Consider the following 17101-nt stretch of genomic DNA (forward strand, 5'->3'; position numbering starts at 1 on the left):
AAAAATGAAATAATAGAAGAAATAGGGAGGTTCTTATATTGAAAACTCGTAAAAATGCATTAGTTATGTTGATGAGTATGGTGCTCGTATTCACGTTAGCGCTTGCAGGCTGCTCTACTAATAATAAGAGTGAGCCAGCAACAAAGGCTCCGGCTGTAAATAACGGTGATAAAGAGGCTGCACCTGCAAAACAAACGAAGCCGATCACGGTATCGATGTATGATCGAGGAAATATTCCACCAGAAATCGGAACTGCAGAAAAAAATCTATGGACGGAATATATCAACGAATCCGTTATGGTCAAATACATCCCAGTTCCACGTTGGGAATCTGTTCAGAAGCTCAATGCGCTGCTTGCAGCAGGCGATGGGCCGGACCTAATCTTGGATTATGACGGCGGCTATCGCAATCAGCTGTTCTTGCAGAAGCAGATTATGCCGATAGACGATATCATTGAGCAGTACAGTACAGACTATAAGGAGCTTTTGAATGAGTTCCCACTCCTAAGACAGCTGGGTACGAAGTCTGATGGCAAGCTTTATGAATTTGGGCGATTGCTTGGTTATATCCCTGGTGGCTATCTATTTATTCGTCAGGATCAGCTTGATACGTTAGGCTTGCCAGTTCCTGAAACGATGGAAGATGCCTACGAGGTCATGAAGAGATTTGCAAGTGAAAACAAAGGCAGCTACGCGACAAATTTAAGTGGTTATGACTGGATGAATACAGCATTTCAGAATGTAACCTGGGTTATCGAAAATGGTGAAATCGTAAGAGATTGGGATCGTGTCGCAGCCGCAACGAGCTATAAGAAGAGATTGTTTGACGAAGGTTTAGTTGATAAGGATTTCTTAACGGACAAGAATGGCGAGAAAGCGCTGCAGGATTTTGTACAGGGCAAGACGATGATGTTTGGGTATTCAGGGAATGTTTTGCAGGTTTATAATAATTATGAAACCTTGAAAAAAAATAATCCGAGTGCCAAGCTGGCTGTCATTGCATTGCCAAGCAGTGAATTTGGTCAGTTCAGCCCATATTTTAATGATCCGGTCCAAATGACAGGTGTTGTTAATATTAAGGCGGATGATCCGCAATCGGTCATGAAGTATGTGGATTTATTAAGCAGCAAGACGATGGCTCATACGTTGAAATACGGCCAAGAGGGCGTCCATTATAAAATGGAAGACGGGAAAGAAGTAACGATCGATCAGGAAAAGTATGAGAAGGAAGTGAGCTGGCTCGGTGATTTCCGTATGCTGGGCTCGCAGCATATTATTAATGAATTTACGAAGTATATGGATGATCTGGATCAATCCGATCCGTTTGACAAAGAAGTATATGCTATACTAGAGCAAGCTTACAAGCTTTATATTAGCAAGGATCGACCATTGCCTGAAATTACTAAATATATGCCTGGTCTTCCTGAGGATATTCAATTTATCGTGTCAAATGCGAATGAACCGATCTCAGATATATGGAGCAGAGCGATAGTCGGCGGCAGTAAGGTGACTGTGGACAAAGCTGTGGAGGATGCCAAATCAATCTGGAAAAAATCCGATGGCCAGAAGGTTGAGGAGTTTTATGCCAATTGGTACAAAGAAAATAAGGATACTTGGGTCTTTACCAAGGATCTATACGATATGAGTTTTTAAGATATAAATAGACCTTTTCTATCGGTAGCGCACTATGGCTACCGATAGAGTCATTATATTATGTAATCGTTTACTTTTGGGGGGATAGAGTAGAGAATATGAAATCTAGATCATGGTTCAAACGATTGCTTTTTACGTATTTGCCTGTCTTTTATCTCGTAGTCGGTTTTCTCATCTTTCTGTTCTATATGACGATCAGCCAGGTAATGGAACGCCAAATGGTGAATACGAGTGAAAATTATGCGAAGTATGTGACACAGCAAATCGAGTCTTCCCTTCAAAATATTGAACGGCTAATGATTGGAGAAATCAACAATAATAAAGATTTGAAAAGGTTTTTGTATCAATTGGACGATGATGAGGATAGCAACCCATATATTATCGAGAGACGATTGTCCACTAAGTTTAATGCTTTTATGATTGATTTTCCATTAATTAGCTCCATCTATATGGTGCGTACCGCAGATCAGAAAGTGCTGAGCACCAGCGCCTCACTTTCCTTGGACAGCTTCGGTGATCATGCATTCGTAAATCAATTGCTAGCAGGTGATATACCGCATGAATGGACGGGGAGTAGGCCTTATCAATTATTTTTAACGAAGTCAGACTCTTATCCTGTTGTTTCCTTAGTCATGAAGATACCGCTGCTTTCCAATCCTAGCGGCTTACTTGTTGTAAATGTTTCCACAAGTGCCATCAAGAAGATGGTTCAGGATATGAACACCCAAAACGTTAGCATTACGACTGTGTATGACCAGAAGGGCCAAGCCATTGTTGATGTCGCTGGAGATAATAGCGACCCTATATCCTCTTTTCATTCCGATTATACGAACTGGGAAATTCGTAATGGGATAAAGGATAAATTCAATTACGGCATTGTTACAAACCTATATTATGGTTGGGTTGCTTTGGGAATTATCTCCATATTATTTGCAACGGTAGTTATTATTTATTTGGCCAGAAAATATACCTCTCCGATCGACAGCATGATGAGCGGAATCACGCAATACATAAAATCAAAATCGGGCGAGCTTCCCGATATACTTAACGATAATCCGCGCTTTATTGATAAAGCGGTCAATCATCTGATTGAACTAGCTAATCAATATAGTGATGTGAATAAAGAGAATGCTCTGTATCGAAGGAAACAGTTTTTTATCGAGCTCATTAGCGGAGAACAACTGATGGATTCGGCACAAAGCGAGAAACAGTTTCTTTTTTTCAATAAGTTAGTACATGGTAAAAACTTCCACATAGGTATAATTGAAATTGATAAATATAGTGATTTCTGCAATGTTTATAGCTCGCGTGATCAGTATTTAATTAAATATGTGATGTCTAATGTAGTGGAGGAAATTGCTGAATCCAGAAATGCCTATGTATGGGCGGAGTGGCTGGAGAATGGTCGACTGACCATGTTAATTCAGATGAACGGTGAACATGAGCTGACAAACACGAGTATAAGTGAGATAGGCAACAAGATTAGAATATGGATTAAGGAGAATCTTGACTATTCCGTTTCGATTGGAATGGGTTCGGCGGTGAGCGAGCTGACGGATGCTGCGCAATCCTTCGATGAAGCAGAAGAAGCATTATCCTATAAAACCTCGGTTGGAGGAAACAGAGTTATTGCTTATTGGGAGCTGGAAGACAATGTTCATTCGGGGATGTTCGAGCAGCTGCAGCTTATAAGAGATATTGCGGAGTCATTCAAGCATCGTAACGCGGCCTGGAAAAGCAGCTTTATACAATTAATGGAGGTTGTACAGAGCAAGTATTTTCAACTCCAGGATATCGTTAATTTACTGAACTTTATGATCTTCCATATATCTAAAGAGGTCTCGGAGCTTCCTACGCCCTATCAAGAGATTTGGAATCGTACCATGACGGAATTGAACCGCGAATTGAAATCAATTGATTCCGTTGATGACTTGCGTGAAGCTTTTATTGCTTTGTTAGGCTCGGCAACTGAGCAGATGGAGAAGCTCCGGGTCGGTCGCATCAGTCAAGAGTTAATACATGAAATAAAAGAATATATCGAGCAAAACTTTAATGATCCGGATCTATCCCTGCAGCTGCTTAGTGATCGATTCAACATCAACCAAAGCTATTTAAGTAGATTGTTCAAGGATGAATTCAGCGAGAATTTTGTTGATTATTTGACTCGTATACGTATTGCACATGCCAAGCAGCTATTGAAGACGACGGATGATCTCATTCAAGATATTTCGATTCAAGTAGGGTATCTTCATTATTTTTCATTTAATCGGGTATTCAAGAGGGTCGTCGGAGTGACGCCTGGCGAATATAGGAAACAATCATGCGATGCGAGAACGTAGTCTATTTATTTTCATATTGCCATTTGGAAAAGCGTAGGCTATAGTTGTTTTAACTTCATATGGAGTACGGGTGCTGGATTTAGTCCGGCTGAGATTGGGACCGTTTGTCCCTGACCGTTAATCTGAACCAGGTAATGCTGGCGTAGAGAACGTATCGAATCGTAACCATTCGTGTATTCTCGAATGGTTTTTTCTATTGCCCACACCTGTTTCTCATGAAAAGGGGAAGCAAAAACGATGCAGGAAAGTTTAATTGCAAGGCTGCAGCAAGAGGCAGAGGAGAGGCAGGAGGAGCTATTTGCACTGCTATCGAAGCTGATCGCTTATCCGACAGTCAGCCCTCCGGCGCGTAACACGATGAAGGCACAGCAGTTTGTGGAAGAGCAGCTTCGAGCAAGCGGATTTGAGACGGAGCTGTGGGAGGTTTATCCCGGTGATCCAAACGTAACGGGCCTTAAACGCGGCTCACAGCGCGAGTCCTACCGCAGCTTGCTGCTGAATGGCCACATCGATGTTGCTGAGGTAGGTGACAGTGGGAAATGGCAGCGTAACCCGTTCGAGCTGACGGTTGAGGCCGGCAGAGCTTATGGGCGAGGCACAGCGGATATGAAGGGCGGAGTCGCAGCATTATTATTTGCGATTAAGCTGCTGAACGAGGCTGGAGTAGAGTTAAAAGGGGATCTGCTGTTTCAATCGGTCATTGGCGAGGAAGCCGGGGAAGCTGGAACGAGAGCTTGCATGGAACGGGGCTGCAGCGCGGATTTTGCGATTGTCGCTGATACAAGCGAAATGGCTATTCAAGGACAAGGCGGCGTCATTACCGGCTGGGTGACCGTGCAAAGTCCGGTCACCTATCATGACGGTATGCGATCGCGGATGATTCATGCGGGCGGCGGCGTACAAGGAGCCAGTGCGATAGAGAAAATGGTCAAGCTGATTGAAGGACTACAGGAGCTGGAGCGTCACTGGGCAGTGACGAAGTCTTATCCAGACTTTCCAGCGGGCTCCAATACGATTAATCCGGCGGTCATTGAAGGCGGCCGTCATGCGGCATTTATTGCCGACCGTTGTGCGTTATGGATAACGGTTCATTTCTACCCTGACGAGGATTACGAATCAGTAGCTGCAGAAATTGAAAGTCACCTGCTAAAGGTTGCTGAAGCTGATCCGTGGCTTCGCAAGCATCCGCCGTCTTTTCGCTGGGGTGGCCGTTCAATGATAGAGGAGCAAGGAGAAATATTTCCTTCGCTGACGCTGGACACGAATGAAGATGGGCTGCAAGCACTTGCCGCAGCTCACACGAAGCAGCTCGGTGCTGCTCCGACGATTGGCATGAGCCCAAGCGTGACGGATGCAGGCTGGATCGGAAGAGCGGGTATACCTACCGTAATCTATGGACCAGGGGAGCTTCGCCATGCTCACGCCGTCGATGAAAGCATCGACGTTCGCGAGCTTGTGGAATATGCAAAGGTCATGATTGCTTTCATTGCGGAGTGGTGCAATCAAGCAAAGCCGGAAAGCGAGGTCAACTAACTAATGGGAAGTGAAGCAGCAGTGGAGCGTTTTAGTGAGAGGCTGTACCGCGTGGTTCAGCCGATATGGGAAAGCTGTCATGCGCATCCGTTCTTGAAGGGGCTCAGAGAAGGGACGCTTGAGCTTGAGCGGTTCATTTATTATATGAAACAGGATTATGTGTATTTGATCGATTATGCCAAAATGTTCGCACTAGGCAGCATAAAGGCACGTGATTTGGAGACGATGAGCAAGCTTGCGGAGCTTCTGCATTCTACGTTGAATGTGGAGATGGAGCTGCATCGCCAGTACGCTGAGCGTTTTGGAATAAGCCGTGATGAGCTGGAGGCAACGAAGCCGGCACCGACAACCATCGCGTATACGAAGTATATGCTTGATGCGGCGCAGGGCTCGCTTGCTGAAGTAGTGGCTGCGCTGCTCCCATGCATGTGGAGCTATTGCGAGATTGGAACGACGTTTGCTAAATATCCAGGAGCGCTTGAGCATCCGCTATACCGGGAATGGATTTTAATGTACAGCTCGGAGGATTTCGGCGAGCTTACGGAGTGGACGATAAAGCTTATGGATCGGCTCGCTGAAGGCTTGCCGGAGCGGGAGCTCGCGCAGCTTGAGGAGCTCTTTGTAACAACATCCAAATTCGAATATATGTTTTGGGATATGGCTGATCGGCAAGAGGAGTGGCCGATTTGAGCGGAGTAAGTCCAAGCGATGCGAGCAGGAGCTCGATTGCTTTGTCAGTGGAAGGACTCACTTACGCCTTTGGAGAAGGTAGACCATTATTTAACGGACTCGGCTTCGATATCCGTGAAGGAGAGTTTGTGTCCTTCCTCGCGCCAAGCGGAATGGGGAAAACAACGCTGTTTCGGCTGCTGGCGGGTTTACTTTCCCCTCAGGCTGGAACGATTAAGCTTGGTATGGGAGACGGAGGAGCTTCAGCAGCGGGAAGCCGCCGTTCTGGGCGGATTGGCTATATGCCGCAGCGAGACAGTCTTATGCCGTGGCGAAGCGTGCTTGATAATGCGGCGCTTGGCCTGGAGCTTGCGGGCTGCTCGAAAAAAGAAGCCAGGCGGCGTGTGTTTGAGCTGCTGCCGGCCTTTGGGCTTTCGGGTACGGAGGCGAAGCGTCCGCATGAGCTGTCAGGCGGCATGCGCCAGCGCGTCTCGTTCCTTCGCTCTATGCTGAGCGGAGGTGACCTGCTGCTGCTCGACGAGCCGTTCAGCGCATTGGATGCGATGACGCGTGTAAGCATGCAGGAATGGCTGCTTCAGGTGTGGGAGCAGCATCGCAAAACGATATTGTTCATCACGCATGATATTGATGAGGCGCTGCTTCTCTCTGATCGGGTGCTGGTTGCGGCGGAATCGCCGGTTTCCAGCTTGAAGGAGCTTGTCATTTCACTGCCGAGGCCAAGAACCTATGAAGCCGTTCTAAATGATTCCTTTATTCAATTAAAACGTCAAGCGCTTGAGCTTCTAGGCAAGGGGGCTGGCGGATGGGGAGGCGCAGAATGATGAAGCAGCGAGTGCTGATAAGTCTTCCTTCTATTCTATTTGTCCTGCTGCTCGCACTCTTATGGGAAATAGCGACCCGGGTGCTGGCGATTCCCCATTACATTATTCCCAAGCTGTCTGACGTACTTATTTCTATTTGGGAGAATCGCTTGCTGCTTGGCAAGCACTTCGCTGTAACTTTGGGAGAGGCTTTGCTAGGTCTTAGCATTTCCATCGTATTCGGTACGCTCGCAGCAATCTGGATCGAAGGGTCGGGCCTTGCAAAAAAGACGATCTACCCGCTTATCGTTGCATCTCAAACGATTCCGATTATTGCGTTATCGCCAATTATGGTCATGTGGTTCGGTTATGAAATATGGAGCAAGGTGGCCGTCGTTATTCTATTCACCTTTTTCCCGATTGCAGTGAACACGGCAGACGGCTTCCGTTCGGCAGATTCTGGCATAGGAGAGGTGCTGCGATCGATGGGCGCTCGAAGAGTCCAGTTGTTCGTAAAGTGGAAATTGCCATCTGCACTGCCTGGATTCTTTACGGGACTCAAGATGGCCGCGACGATTAGCGTTGGCGGCGCGACGCTCGGAGAATGGCTCGGCGGAGAGGCTGGGCTTGGCATGTATACGAAGCGGGCATCAAACCTGCTGCGAGGCGATGCTGTATTCTCAGGGGTGCTGCTGCTCTCCCTCATGGGTATTCTGCTGTTTCTAACCGTGCAGTGGCTGGAACGCGCCAGTCTTGCCCGTCGTCAATAATAAATGTAAATAAGAGAGGATACCTACCTGTATGATATTAAATAACTGGAAACGATATTTATTGATAACTACTGTTCTGATGCTAGCGTTAACCACGATGGCTGCCTGCGGCTCAAGCAGCAAAGAAAAGTCTGAAGCACAAACCGAGCTTACCGTGCTGCTCGACTGGTATCCGAATGCGGTACATTCCTTCCTGTATGCGGCGGAGGAGCAGGGCTATTTCGAGGAGGCGGGCCTTAAGGTCAATCTTCAAACGCCAGCCGATACGAATGATGCGCTAAAATTAGTGGCGACCGGCAAAGCGGATTTGGCGCTCAGCTATCAAATGCAGGTTGCGATCTCACGTGCGGAGGATATTCCGATTGTCTCGGTGGCTGCCATTGTGAGGCATCCTTTGAATCGCCTCTTCTCACTGGATTCAGCAGGCATTCAAACGCCAAAGGATTTGATTGGCAAAAAAATCGGCTATCCATCGATTCCACTCGATCAACTGATCGTGAACACGATGGTCGAATCCGACGGCGGTGATAGCACAAAGCTAAACTATGTCGATATCGGCTGGGATCTAATTCCGGCTATGACGACAAGCAAGGTGGATGCCATTATCGGCGGCTACGTTAATCATGAGAAGCCCCTTTTGGAGAAGGAGGGTATGAAGCTTACCTCATTTGATCCTTCGGAATATGGCGTTCCCGACTATTATGAGCTGGTGCTTACGGCGAGCGAGGCAGGGCTTGAAAGCAAGAGCGAAGCGTTTAAGAAGTTTATTGATGCAGCTGCGAAAGGCCAGCAATATACAGTGGAGCACCCAGCGCAATCCTTGCAAGGACTGCTCGATTTGCAAAGTGATAACTTCCCGCTCGACGCTGAGATTGAGAAGCAGAGCCTAGACATATTGCTGCCGTTGATGGACGCGGGCTCAGAGCCGTTTGGCTCGCAAACGGAGGAATCATGGAGCTCTGTCATCAACTGGCTGTCGGAGCATGGTCAACTAGCGAAACCAATTAAAGCAGAAGATGCGTTCCGTAACTTATAATAGACTAAGAATCAAAGCAAGATGGTTAGTGGTACGTGCGGAAAGGAGCGGCAGATGGACGAGAGATATTCAAGACAAATGCTTTTTGCACCGATTGGTGAGGCTGGTCAGCGCAAGCTTATGGATAGCGCGGTTTGTATTATAGGGATGGGTGCGCTTGGAACGGTGCTGGCTAACCATATGGTACGGGCTGGCGTTGGGCATGTGCGGCTTGTAGATCGAGATTATGTGGAGAAAAGCAATCTGCAAAGACAGATGCTGTTCGACGAGGAGGATGTTGAGCAGGTTTATCCAAAGGTCGTAGCGGCAGAGAAGAAGCTTCGAAAAATCAATTCCTCAATTCGTCTGGAAGCGATTGTTGCGGATGCAACTGCGCTTAATATTGAGTCGCTGCTCGAAGGCATGGATTTGGTGCTGGATGGAACGGACAATTTTCAGACGCGCTTCCTGCTTAATGACGCTTGCTTTAAGCTCGGTATTCCATTCACTTACGGCGGAGCGGTCAGCTCTCGGGGGATGAGTGCGATCTTCATTCCCGGTCAGACGCCATGCTTGCGCTGCTTCATCAAAACAGGTGATTCGGGTGGACAGACCTGCGATATGATCGGAGTTATTGCGCCGGTCGTCGATATGGTCGCTTCATATCAAGCTGTGGAAGCGATGAAATATTTGGTGGAAGACGAGAAGCAAAGAAGAAAAACGCTCGTTACCTTTGATTTATGGCAAAATCAATACTTCGAGATGAAGCTCGGGGAGCCCGATAAGAACTGTCCCTGCTGCCAGCTGAAGCAGTACCCTTCGCTTGAGGTGAGCGGGGATAATACCGCTTTATCCTTATGTGGACGAGAGACCATCCAGATTTCGGGAAACGGTGCTCTTGAGTTAGAGCTGTGGCGAGAGCGGCTGGAGCAAGCGGGCTTGGAGGTTAGCTTAAACCCTTTTCTGCTGAAGGTGGTGCTGCCTGAGGGAGAAAGGCTCGTATTGTTCGCAGACGGGCGGGTGCTCGTTCAAGGTACGGATGATTTTGTACGCGCCAAAACCTTATATGCCCGTTATATCGGACTTTAAAATAGTGAAGGAGTGAGGAATAGATGAAGGATTTCAGGTTGTATGCGATTACAGGCGAACAATTTCATCCTGGCCGCGATCTGGTAGAGGTCATGGAGGAAGCGATTCTTGGCGGTGTAGATATTATTCAGCTGCGTGACAAGACGAGCGATAGAGCCGAGGTGCTTGAGAAGGCGAAAGCGCTCAGGGAGCTGACTCGAAAATATGGCGTAACCTTTATCGTCAACGATGATATCGATATTGCGATGGAGGTTGATGCAGACGGCATCCATTTGGGTCAAGGCGATGTACCGCTGCTCGAAGCGAGAAAAATCGTTGGCAGCAAAATCATCGGAATTTCTACTCATGCAATAGAAGAAGCGCTTCTCGCAGAAGAGCATGGAGCTGATTATATCGGGGTTGGGCCCATCTATCCTACCGTAACGAAGGTCGATGTTGTTGATCCGGTAACGATCACCTATATCCGCGAGGTTGTACAAGCGGTGAAAATTCCGTTTGTAGCGATTGGCGGAATTAAGCTGCATAACGTAGATGAGGTTATTCGTGCAGGCGCAACGCGGATTTGTGCCGTTAGCGAAATTGTAGGAAGCGCGGATGTAAAGGGAACCTGCGAAGCTTTTATCCGGAAGCTGGAGAGAGGATAGTGAACGTATGAAGCTCATAATTAATGGTGAACAGCAGGAGCTGGAGCAGGTTAATACGATTCAAGACGTCATCGTGAGGCTGGAGCTTTCAGGCAAGCCAATCGTTGTCGAAGCGGATGGCAGAGTGCTTACTGCAGAGCAGTGGGCGGATACGCCTGTTTTTGTAAATATGCGAATTGAATTGGTTCACTTTGTAGGAGGAGGTTGATTGTATGCAGGCAGATGATTTGATCATTGGCGGTCGCACATTGTCCTCCCGTTTTTTTCTTGGCACCGGACTTTACCCTAATCCATACGTTCAGAAGGAAGCGATTAAAGCTTCCGGCGCGCAGGTGCTGACCTTTGCGATTAGACGCATCAATTTGGCATCGACAGAGGATGATTCTATCCTGCAGCATTTGGAGGATGCGGATTATGTATATCTTCCGAATACGTCCGGTGCGCGAACGGCAGATGAGGCGGTGCGTATCGCACGCCTTGCGCGCGCTTCAGGCCTTAGTGACTGGATTAAGGTCGAAATTAGCGTGAATGAACGAACGCTGCTTCCTGATCCGATCGAAACGCTCAGGGCCACTGAGATTTTAGTCAAAGAAGGCTTTACGGTGCTTCCCTACACGTCTGATGATCCGGTCATTTGCAAACGGCTGGAGGAGGCGGGAGCTGCGGCTGTTATGCCAGGTGCGGCTCCGATTGGCACAGGGCTGGGCATTCTGAATCCGTATAATCTTGGGTTGATCGTTGAAGAAGCGAATGTGCCGATTATCGTAGATGCAGGGCTTGGTTCTGCAAGCGATGTGACGCAGGCGATGGAGCTTGGCGTAAGCGGAGTGCTGATGAATACGCCTGTAGCTAAGGCGAAGGACCCTGTAAGGATGGCTAAGGCGATGTGCCTTGCTATAGAAGCGGGACGGCTATCCTATTTAGCTGGCCGAATTGTGAAGAAACGATATGCCTCAGCGAGCAGCGGGCTGGATGCATTTAAATTGAAATAGCAGGATTTACGGGAGCGGTGGAATTTTGACAAAAGAAAAAATCATCATAATGGGCGGAGGCATCATCGGCTTGTCCTGCGCGCTTGAACTGCAAACGCGCGGCTATCAAGCGATTGTGCTGGAAACGAAGCGCTGCGGTGGCCAAGCCTCTGGTGCAGCTGCGGGTATGCTGGCTCCTTATTCTGAGAATGTAGAAGGACCAGATGCGTTTTTTCAGCTATGCTTGGATAGTCTGAGGCTCTACCCGCAGTGGCAGGAGCGGGTGAAGCAAATATCAGGACAGAGCTTTGAATATACGGACTCAGGCAGCCTTTATGTAGCGTATCATGATGCCGATTTGCTGGCGCTGGAGGGCAGACTGCTGTGGCAGCGGCAGTTCGGCTCGTCGGGGACGATATTGGAAGGGGCTGAGCTTCAGCGCAAGGAGCCTTTGCTGACACGTGATGCGAGAGCAGCTTTATACACCCCTGAGGAAAGCCATATTTATGCACCACATTATGTAAAGGCGCTAGAGCTTGCCTGTAGAGGCCTTGGCGTTCACATTTATGAGCAGCTGGATAAGCTCGAAATTGTGGAGTGGCAGAGCGAGGTCGTTGTTCGGGCGGCGGACGGACGTTTTTTTGAGGGCGATCAGCTGCTTGTCTGCTCTGGCGCATGGGCGCAGCAGCTTGCGGAGACATTCCATATGAACCTTCCAATTTATCCGATTCGCGGCCAAATTTGCGCTTATGAAGTAGAGGCGCAGCCAGTTTCGCATATGGTATTTTGCAATCAGGGCTACTTGGTTGGCAAAGAGAATGGAACGCTTGTCTGCGGCGCATCGGAGGATGTTGCCGGTTTCGATACTTCCGTTACCGAAAAAGGGATCGGCCGGCTCAAAAATTGGAATAAGCAGCTGTTTCCTTTTCTAGCGGACAAAGCACCGTTTCACAGCTGGGCAGGCCTGCGCCCCGCTACACAGGACGGTTATCCTTTAATCGGGCCTATCCCGGAATCCAATCGTGTCGTGTTCGCGGCTGGACATTATCGAAACGGAATTTTGCTCAGTCCAGCAACGGCCGTGCTTGCTGCAGACTTTATTGCTGACAAACAGCACAATGCTTATAACCAAGCTTTTTCGCCTAATCGGTTTGGGTGATATGTAGTAAGAGTGTGTCCCAAAAGCCATGAATTTGGCTAGGGCACACTCTTTTTGATTTAAATTAGTGGCGGGTTACGATCATTTGGCCTCGATAAGACCACATAGGTGCTTATGACAGCAAAACAGCTTACTTTCTCTAGCGATAAGCACCTATGTGTGCTTATAAGGTCGAATTAGTGGCGGGTTACGATCATTCGGCCTCGATAAGACCACATAGGTGCTTATGACAGCAAAACAGCTTACTTTCTCGGGTGATAAGCACCTATGTGTGCTTATAAGGTCGAATTAGTGGCGGGTTACGATCATTCGGGCGCAATAAGACCACATGCGTGCTTATGGCAGCAAAGCAGCTTACTTTCTTGGGCAATAAGCACCTATATGTGCTTATGTGGTGGATTTAGTGGCGGGTTACGATCATTTGGCCGCGATAAGACCACATAGGTGCTTATGACAGCAAAACAGCTTACTTTCTCGGGTGATAAGCACCTATGTGTGCTTATAAGGTCGAATTAGTGGCGGGTTACGATCATTTGGCCGCAATAAGACCATATAGGTGCTTATGACAGCAAAACAGCTTACTTTCTCGGGCGATAAGCACCTATACGTGCTTATGTGGTGGATTTAGTGGCGGGTTACGATCATTCGGCCGCGATAAGACCACATAGGTGCTTATGACAGCAAAACAGCTTACTTTCTCGGGCGATAAGAGTGTGTCCCAAAAGCGATGAATTTGGTTAGGGCACACTCTTTTAAAATTTGAAAACTAAAAAAATAAACCTTTGTAAAATGGAAGTTCAAATTTGCTTACACAGGAAGGGATTCGGTGCTATGAGCATATGCCGACGGTATGGAATGACTCTCACATACTGTAGGGCAGCATTACGAATGAGCAGGTGCGCGAGAGCCGCAACAAGCTTGGTTTTTTAGAGGAGCATACGGTTTATAACGCCTATATTTATTCAGATTCCTTGGATAAGCAAGTGACGCCAACGCAGGTTGCGATTACAATAAAAGAAGTGAACTAAATAGAGCTTCACGTTTTGATGACTCCAAGCGGTGCACAAGCAATTCCAATTATTCCGAAAGTATCACGATCATAAAATGCAGCAGAGGCGGTTGATAGGTCAATGTGGAATGGCGATGCTTTATTAGAAAGGCTTTACAATGAAGCGGTTAGTCGACATCAAGAGCAATCAAGAAAGGATCTGCGAAATGAACGCAGACCTAAGCTGAAGGAAGCGCTGCGTGATGTCATTGGATATTTTGAGCCGAATGCTGAACATGCTCCTAAGCTGCTGGAGCGGGTTCAATGTGATGGATATGTTCGCGAACGGGTTGAGCTGTCGGCTACGCCGGAGCTGACCTTTGCAGCATATGTACTCATTCCTGATGGTCCGAAGGAGTCGCTGCCAGCAGTGCTTGCGATTCATGGTCATGGCTATGGCAGTCGTGAAATTGTCGGATTGCTGAAGGATGGTTCGCCTGATGAAGGAGAGCCAGGCATTCATCAGCATTTTGCAGTGCAACTGGTGAAACGGGGAATGGTCGTTATTGCGCCTGATGTCATCGGTTTTGGCGAGCGTAGACTGCTGGCTGATCTTGCGCTTGATGAGAATGCGCCAAGCTCCTGCTACAAACTGTCTACACAGCTCATGACGCTAGGAAAGACGCTTACGGGCCTTCGAGTAACGGAGGTTTTAGCAGCGTTTAACTACTTGTCCTCAAGGTCGGAGGTTGACGCGAATCGGATTGGGGTAATGGGGTTCTCTGGCGGCGGCTTGATCGGTTATGCGGCTGCCGTGCTGGAGGCAAGGATCAATGCGACTGTGCTGACAGGTTTTACGAATACGATGAAGGATAGTATATTTGCTATCCATCATTGTGTGGACAACTACACGCCAGGTTTGCTTGTCCACGCGGAGCTGCCTGAATTGATCGGACTCATTGCACCTCGTCCGTTGTTTCTTGAGTCAGGTGAGCGTGATCCCATCTTCCCAGTGGCAGGCTTCCGCAAGGCAGTCGCTGAGATCCAAGCGATCTACGAGGAAGAGAATGCCAGCGATATGCTAGGCATAGACGTATTCCCAGGCGCTCATGAAATAAGCGGTAGAGTGGCTTACGATTGGTTGAAGCAAACATTATCATCTTAAATAGCTATTATAAATTTAAAATATATAAGTCGAACTTAAAAATGAAGATTTAGCGAAGCGAGAAGATCGTTCGGGAGAAACGAACTGTTTGCTTTTGCAGCCCTTATTCTTGCCTATAACTGTTTAAGGAAATCAAAGAATTTGGCTGTACTCGCGACATTTAAGAGTGATCTACTCGCGCAGCGCCCAAAACGTAAATCTCTCGTTCAACCTAGATAGATGCCTTTCTTCTTGCAGTTGCTGTCTTCATAGACAATTAAGCTGGAGAAGGAGAGCATCTTTGTTTTGTTTATAGAGCAGTTAACAAAGTTACTTTTATCCACTAGAAACATAGTTTTATCCCTGTGTATGGCATCGTTTCCTCGCTAAAATAAGTCTAAGCAGCAAAAAGTGAAGGAGCGATGACGATCATGGATACTCTTGCGTATTTGAAAGCGATTGAGGATACGATAGCAAACGGAAAATTTAAAGATCATTGGGATTCGTTAAGCGAGTATCAGGTTCCAGCTTGGTATCAAAAAGCGAAGTTTGGTATTTTTATACACTGGGGCGTTTATTCCGTTCCTGCTTTTAAGAGCGAATGGTATCCTAGAAATATGTACATCCAAGGCTCTGAGGAGTATGAGCATCACATCGCAACCTATGGGGAACATAAGGATTTTGGCTATAAGGACTTTATTCCGATGTTTAAAGCAGAAAATTTTAATGCGGACGAATGGGCTGAGCTTTTTCAGAAATCCGGTGCCAAATATATTATGCCGGTTGCTGAGCATCACGACGGTTTCCAAATGTACAAGAGCGAGCTTTCTCATTTTAATGCTTATGAAATGGGGCCACAGCGGGATGTTCTGGCTGAAATGAAAGAAGCATTTGAGAAGCGGGAGATGATCTTCTGTGCTTCCTCACATCGGGCGGAGCATTGGTTTTTTCTCTCGCACGGCAAGCAATTTGACTCTGATATTAAAGAGCCGCTGGAGCGCGGTGACCTCTACTGGCCGTCGATGCCTGAGCCTGATCATCAGGATTTGTACGGCTCGCCTCCGAGCCAGCAATATTTGGAGGATTGGCTCATGAGATGCTGCGAGCTTGTTGATCAGTATAAGCCAAGTGTATTTTATTTTGACTGGTGGATACATACCGCAGCGTTCAAGCCCTATCTCAAAAAGTTCGCAGCTTATTACTATAATAAGGCGATAGAGTGGGGAATCGAGGTTGCGATCAATTATAAGCATGATGCGTTTCATTTTGGCACCGCTGTTCCAGATGTGGAAAGAGGACAATTTGCTGCGCTTAAGCCTTATTTTTGGCAGACGGATACGGCAGTTGCGAAAAACTCATGGAGCTATACACCGAACAACGATTATAAAACATCGGGTGAGATTATCCGTGATTTAGTCGATATCGTCAGCAAAAACGGCAATCTGCTCCTCAATGTTGGACCGAAAGCAGACGGTACAATTCCTGATGGGGATAAGCGAATTCTTCTGGAAATCGGTGAATGGCTGCGAGTGAACGGCGAGGCTATCTATGATACAACCTTCTGGCGTATCTTTGGTGAAGGACCTACCTTGGTCGAGGAGGGACAATTCACGGATGGGAAGATGAAAGCTTTTACGAGCGAGGACATTCGTTTTACTGTGAAGGGCAGTCGTCTTTATGCGACCGTTCTCGTGTATCCAGATAATGGAGAGGTTAGAATCAAATCGCTGAAGGCAAAATCGCATGATTTTCACGGCATCATCGAGGATATAACGATCCTTGGATTTGATGAAAAACCGACATGGGAGAGAACAGAAGAAGCACTAATTATAAAGACGAATCAGGTTCATAGCTTGAATCCGGTCGTATTCAGCATAAGCATCAACTAATCGAGAAAGAGCATGATCTCCTACAGCCGAACGACTTGCGTTTATCGATACAGATAAATCGTAAAGCGTTCGGCTGTAGGATTTTTTTGACTAATAATATATAACTTGAACTTAAAAAATGAAGGTTTAGCGAAGTGAGAAGATCGTTCTGGAGAAACGAAGTGTTCGCCTTTGCAACAGCGATCGTAAGAATGATCTTCTCGCGCAGCGCCCAAAACGCAAATTTTAAGTTCAACTGATATATATCCCAAAAAAACTGACATTCCGTATTAAAAAAGTTCATTCCAAATGTAAACGTTATCATCTAACATATGGATATAGTCATATGCAGTAGATATTACCAAGCGATATTTTGGAAAAAGGATGCGCGTAATATTTGCTGCGTATATTTGCTGTTGCTATTCTTACTAAATCCATA

Annotated in this window: 14 protein-coding genes and 1 riboswitch; all 14 genes read left to right on the forward strand. The window is 47.1% G+C overall.

The features are described from left to right. The first annotated feature begins 38 nt into the window (after positions 1-38). Positions 39-1652, forward strand: a complete 1614-nt coding sequence (locus MHI37_RS07800) for an extracellular solute-binding protein (protein WP_076334318.1) — start codon at positions 39-41, stop codon at positions 1650-1652. A gap of 98 nt (positions 1653-1750) precedes the next feature. Then, positions 1751-3991: a helix-turn-helix domain-containing protein gene (locus tag MHI37_RS07805; protein WP_076334317.1), complete on the forward strand. Its 2241-nt coding sequence runs from the start codon at positions 1751-1753 to the stop codon at positions 3989-3991. A gap of 56 nt (positions 3992-4047) precedes the next feature. Next, positions 4048-4157: riboswitch (TPP riboswitch) on the forward strand. Positions 4158-4228: 71 nt separating this feature from the next. Further along, positions 4229-5524 (forward strand): acetylornithine deacetylase, encoded by a 1296-nt coding sequence (locus MHI37_RS07810; protein ID WP_076334316.1) that lies wholly within the window; start codon positions 4229-4231, stop codon positions 5522-5524. Between the two features lie 3 nt (positions 5525-5527). Beyond that, positions 5528-6214, forward strand: a complete 687-nt coding sequence (gene tenA, locus MHI37_RS07815; RefSeq protein WP_076334315.1) for a thiaminase II — start codon at positions 5528-5530, stop codon at positions 6212-6214. Beyond that, on the forward strand, positions 6211-7035 hold the full coding sequence (locus MHI37_RS07820; RefSeq protein ID WP_076334314.1) for an ABC transporter ATP-binding protein: 825 nt from the start codon (positions 6211-6213) through the stop codon (positions 7033-7035). The genes tenA and MHI37_RS07820 overlap by 4 nt, the downstream gene beginning before the upstream one ends. Continuing rightward, a complete protein-coding gene (locus tag MHI37_RS07825; RefSeq protein ID WP_256709255.1) occupies positions 7032-7784 on the forward strand; it encodes an ABC transporter permease in 753 nt (250 codons plus the stop codon). Before MHI37_RS07820 ends, MHI37_RS07825 begins: the two co-directional genes overlap by 4 nt. A gap of 31 nt (positions 7785-7815) precedes the next feature. After that, a complete protein-coding gene (locus tag MHI37_RS07830) occupies positions 7816-8820 on the forward strand; it encodes an ABC transporter substrate-binding protein (protein ID WP_076334313.1) in 1005 nt (334 codons plus the stop codon). A gap of 54 nt (positions 8821-8874) precedes the next feature. Beyond that, positions 8875-9888, forward strand: a complete 1014-nt coding sequence (locus MHI37_RS07835) for a ThiF family adenylyltransferase (protein ID WP_076334312.1) — start codon at positions 8875-8877, stop codon at positions 9886-9888. A 23-nt stretch (positions 9889-9911) separates the two neighbouring features. Continuing rightward, positions 9912-10532 carry a thiamine phosphate synthase gene (gene thiE / locus MHI37_RS07840; protein ID WP_076334311.1) on the forward strand — a complete coding sequence of 207 codons (621 nt, stop codon included), beginning with the start codon at positions 9912-9914 and terminating at the stop codon, positions 10530-10532. 7 nt (positions 10533-10539) lie between these two features. Then, positions 10540-10740, forward strand: coding sequence for a sulfur carrier protein ThiS (gene thiS, locus MHI37_RS07845; protein WP_076334310.1), 201 nt, complete (start codon positions 10540-10542; stop codon positions 10738-10740). A 4-nt stretch (positions 10741-10744) separates the two neighbouring features. Then, positions 10745-11524, forward strand: coding sequence for a thiazole synthase (locus MHI37_RS07850; RefSeq protein ID WP_076334309.1), 780 nt, complete (start codon positions 10745-10747; stop codon positions 11522-11524). A 49-nt stretch (positions 11525-11573) separates the two neighbouring features. Beyond that, positions 11574-12662: a glycine oxidase ThiO gene (thiO, locus tag MHI37_RS07855; RefSeq protein WP_076334574.1), complete on the forward strand. Its 1089-nt coding sequence runs from the start codon at positions 11574-11576 to the stop codon at positions 12660-12662. A 1130-nt stretch (positions 12663-13792) separates the two neighbouring features. Continuing rightward, positions 13793-14815 carry an alpha/beta hydrolase family protein gene (locus MHI37_RS07860; RefSeq protein ID WP_076339852.1) on the forward strand — a complete coding sequence of 341 codons (1023 nt, stop codon included), beginning with the start codon at positions 13793-13795 and terminating at the stop codon, positions 14813-14815. A gap of 410 nt (positions 14816-15225) precedes the next feature. Continuing rightward, positions 15226-16683 carry an alpha-L-fucosidase gene (locus MHI37_RS07865; protein ID WP_076339853.1) on the forward strand — a complete coding sequence of 486 codons (1458 nt, stop codon included), beginning with the start codon at positions 15226-15228 and terminating at the stop codon, positions 16681-16683. The last annotated feature ends 418 nt before the right edge of the window (positions 16684-17101 follow it).

The organism is Paenibacillus sp. FSL H8-0548, assembly GCF_038630985.1.
GTDB lineage: Bacteria > Bacillota > Bacilli > Paenibacillales > Paenibacillaceae > Pristimantibacillus.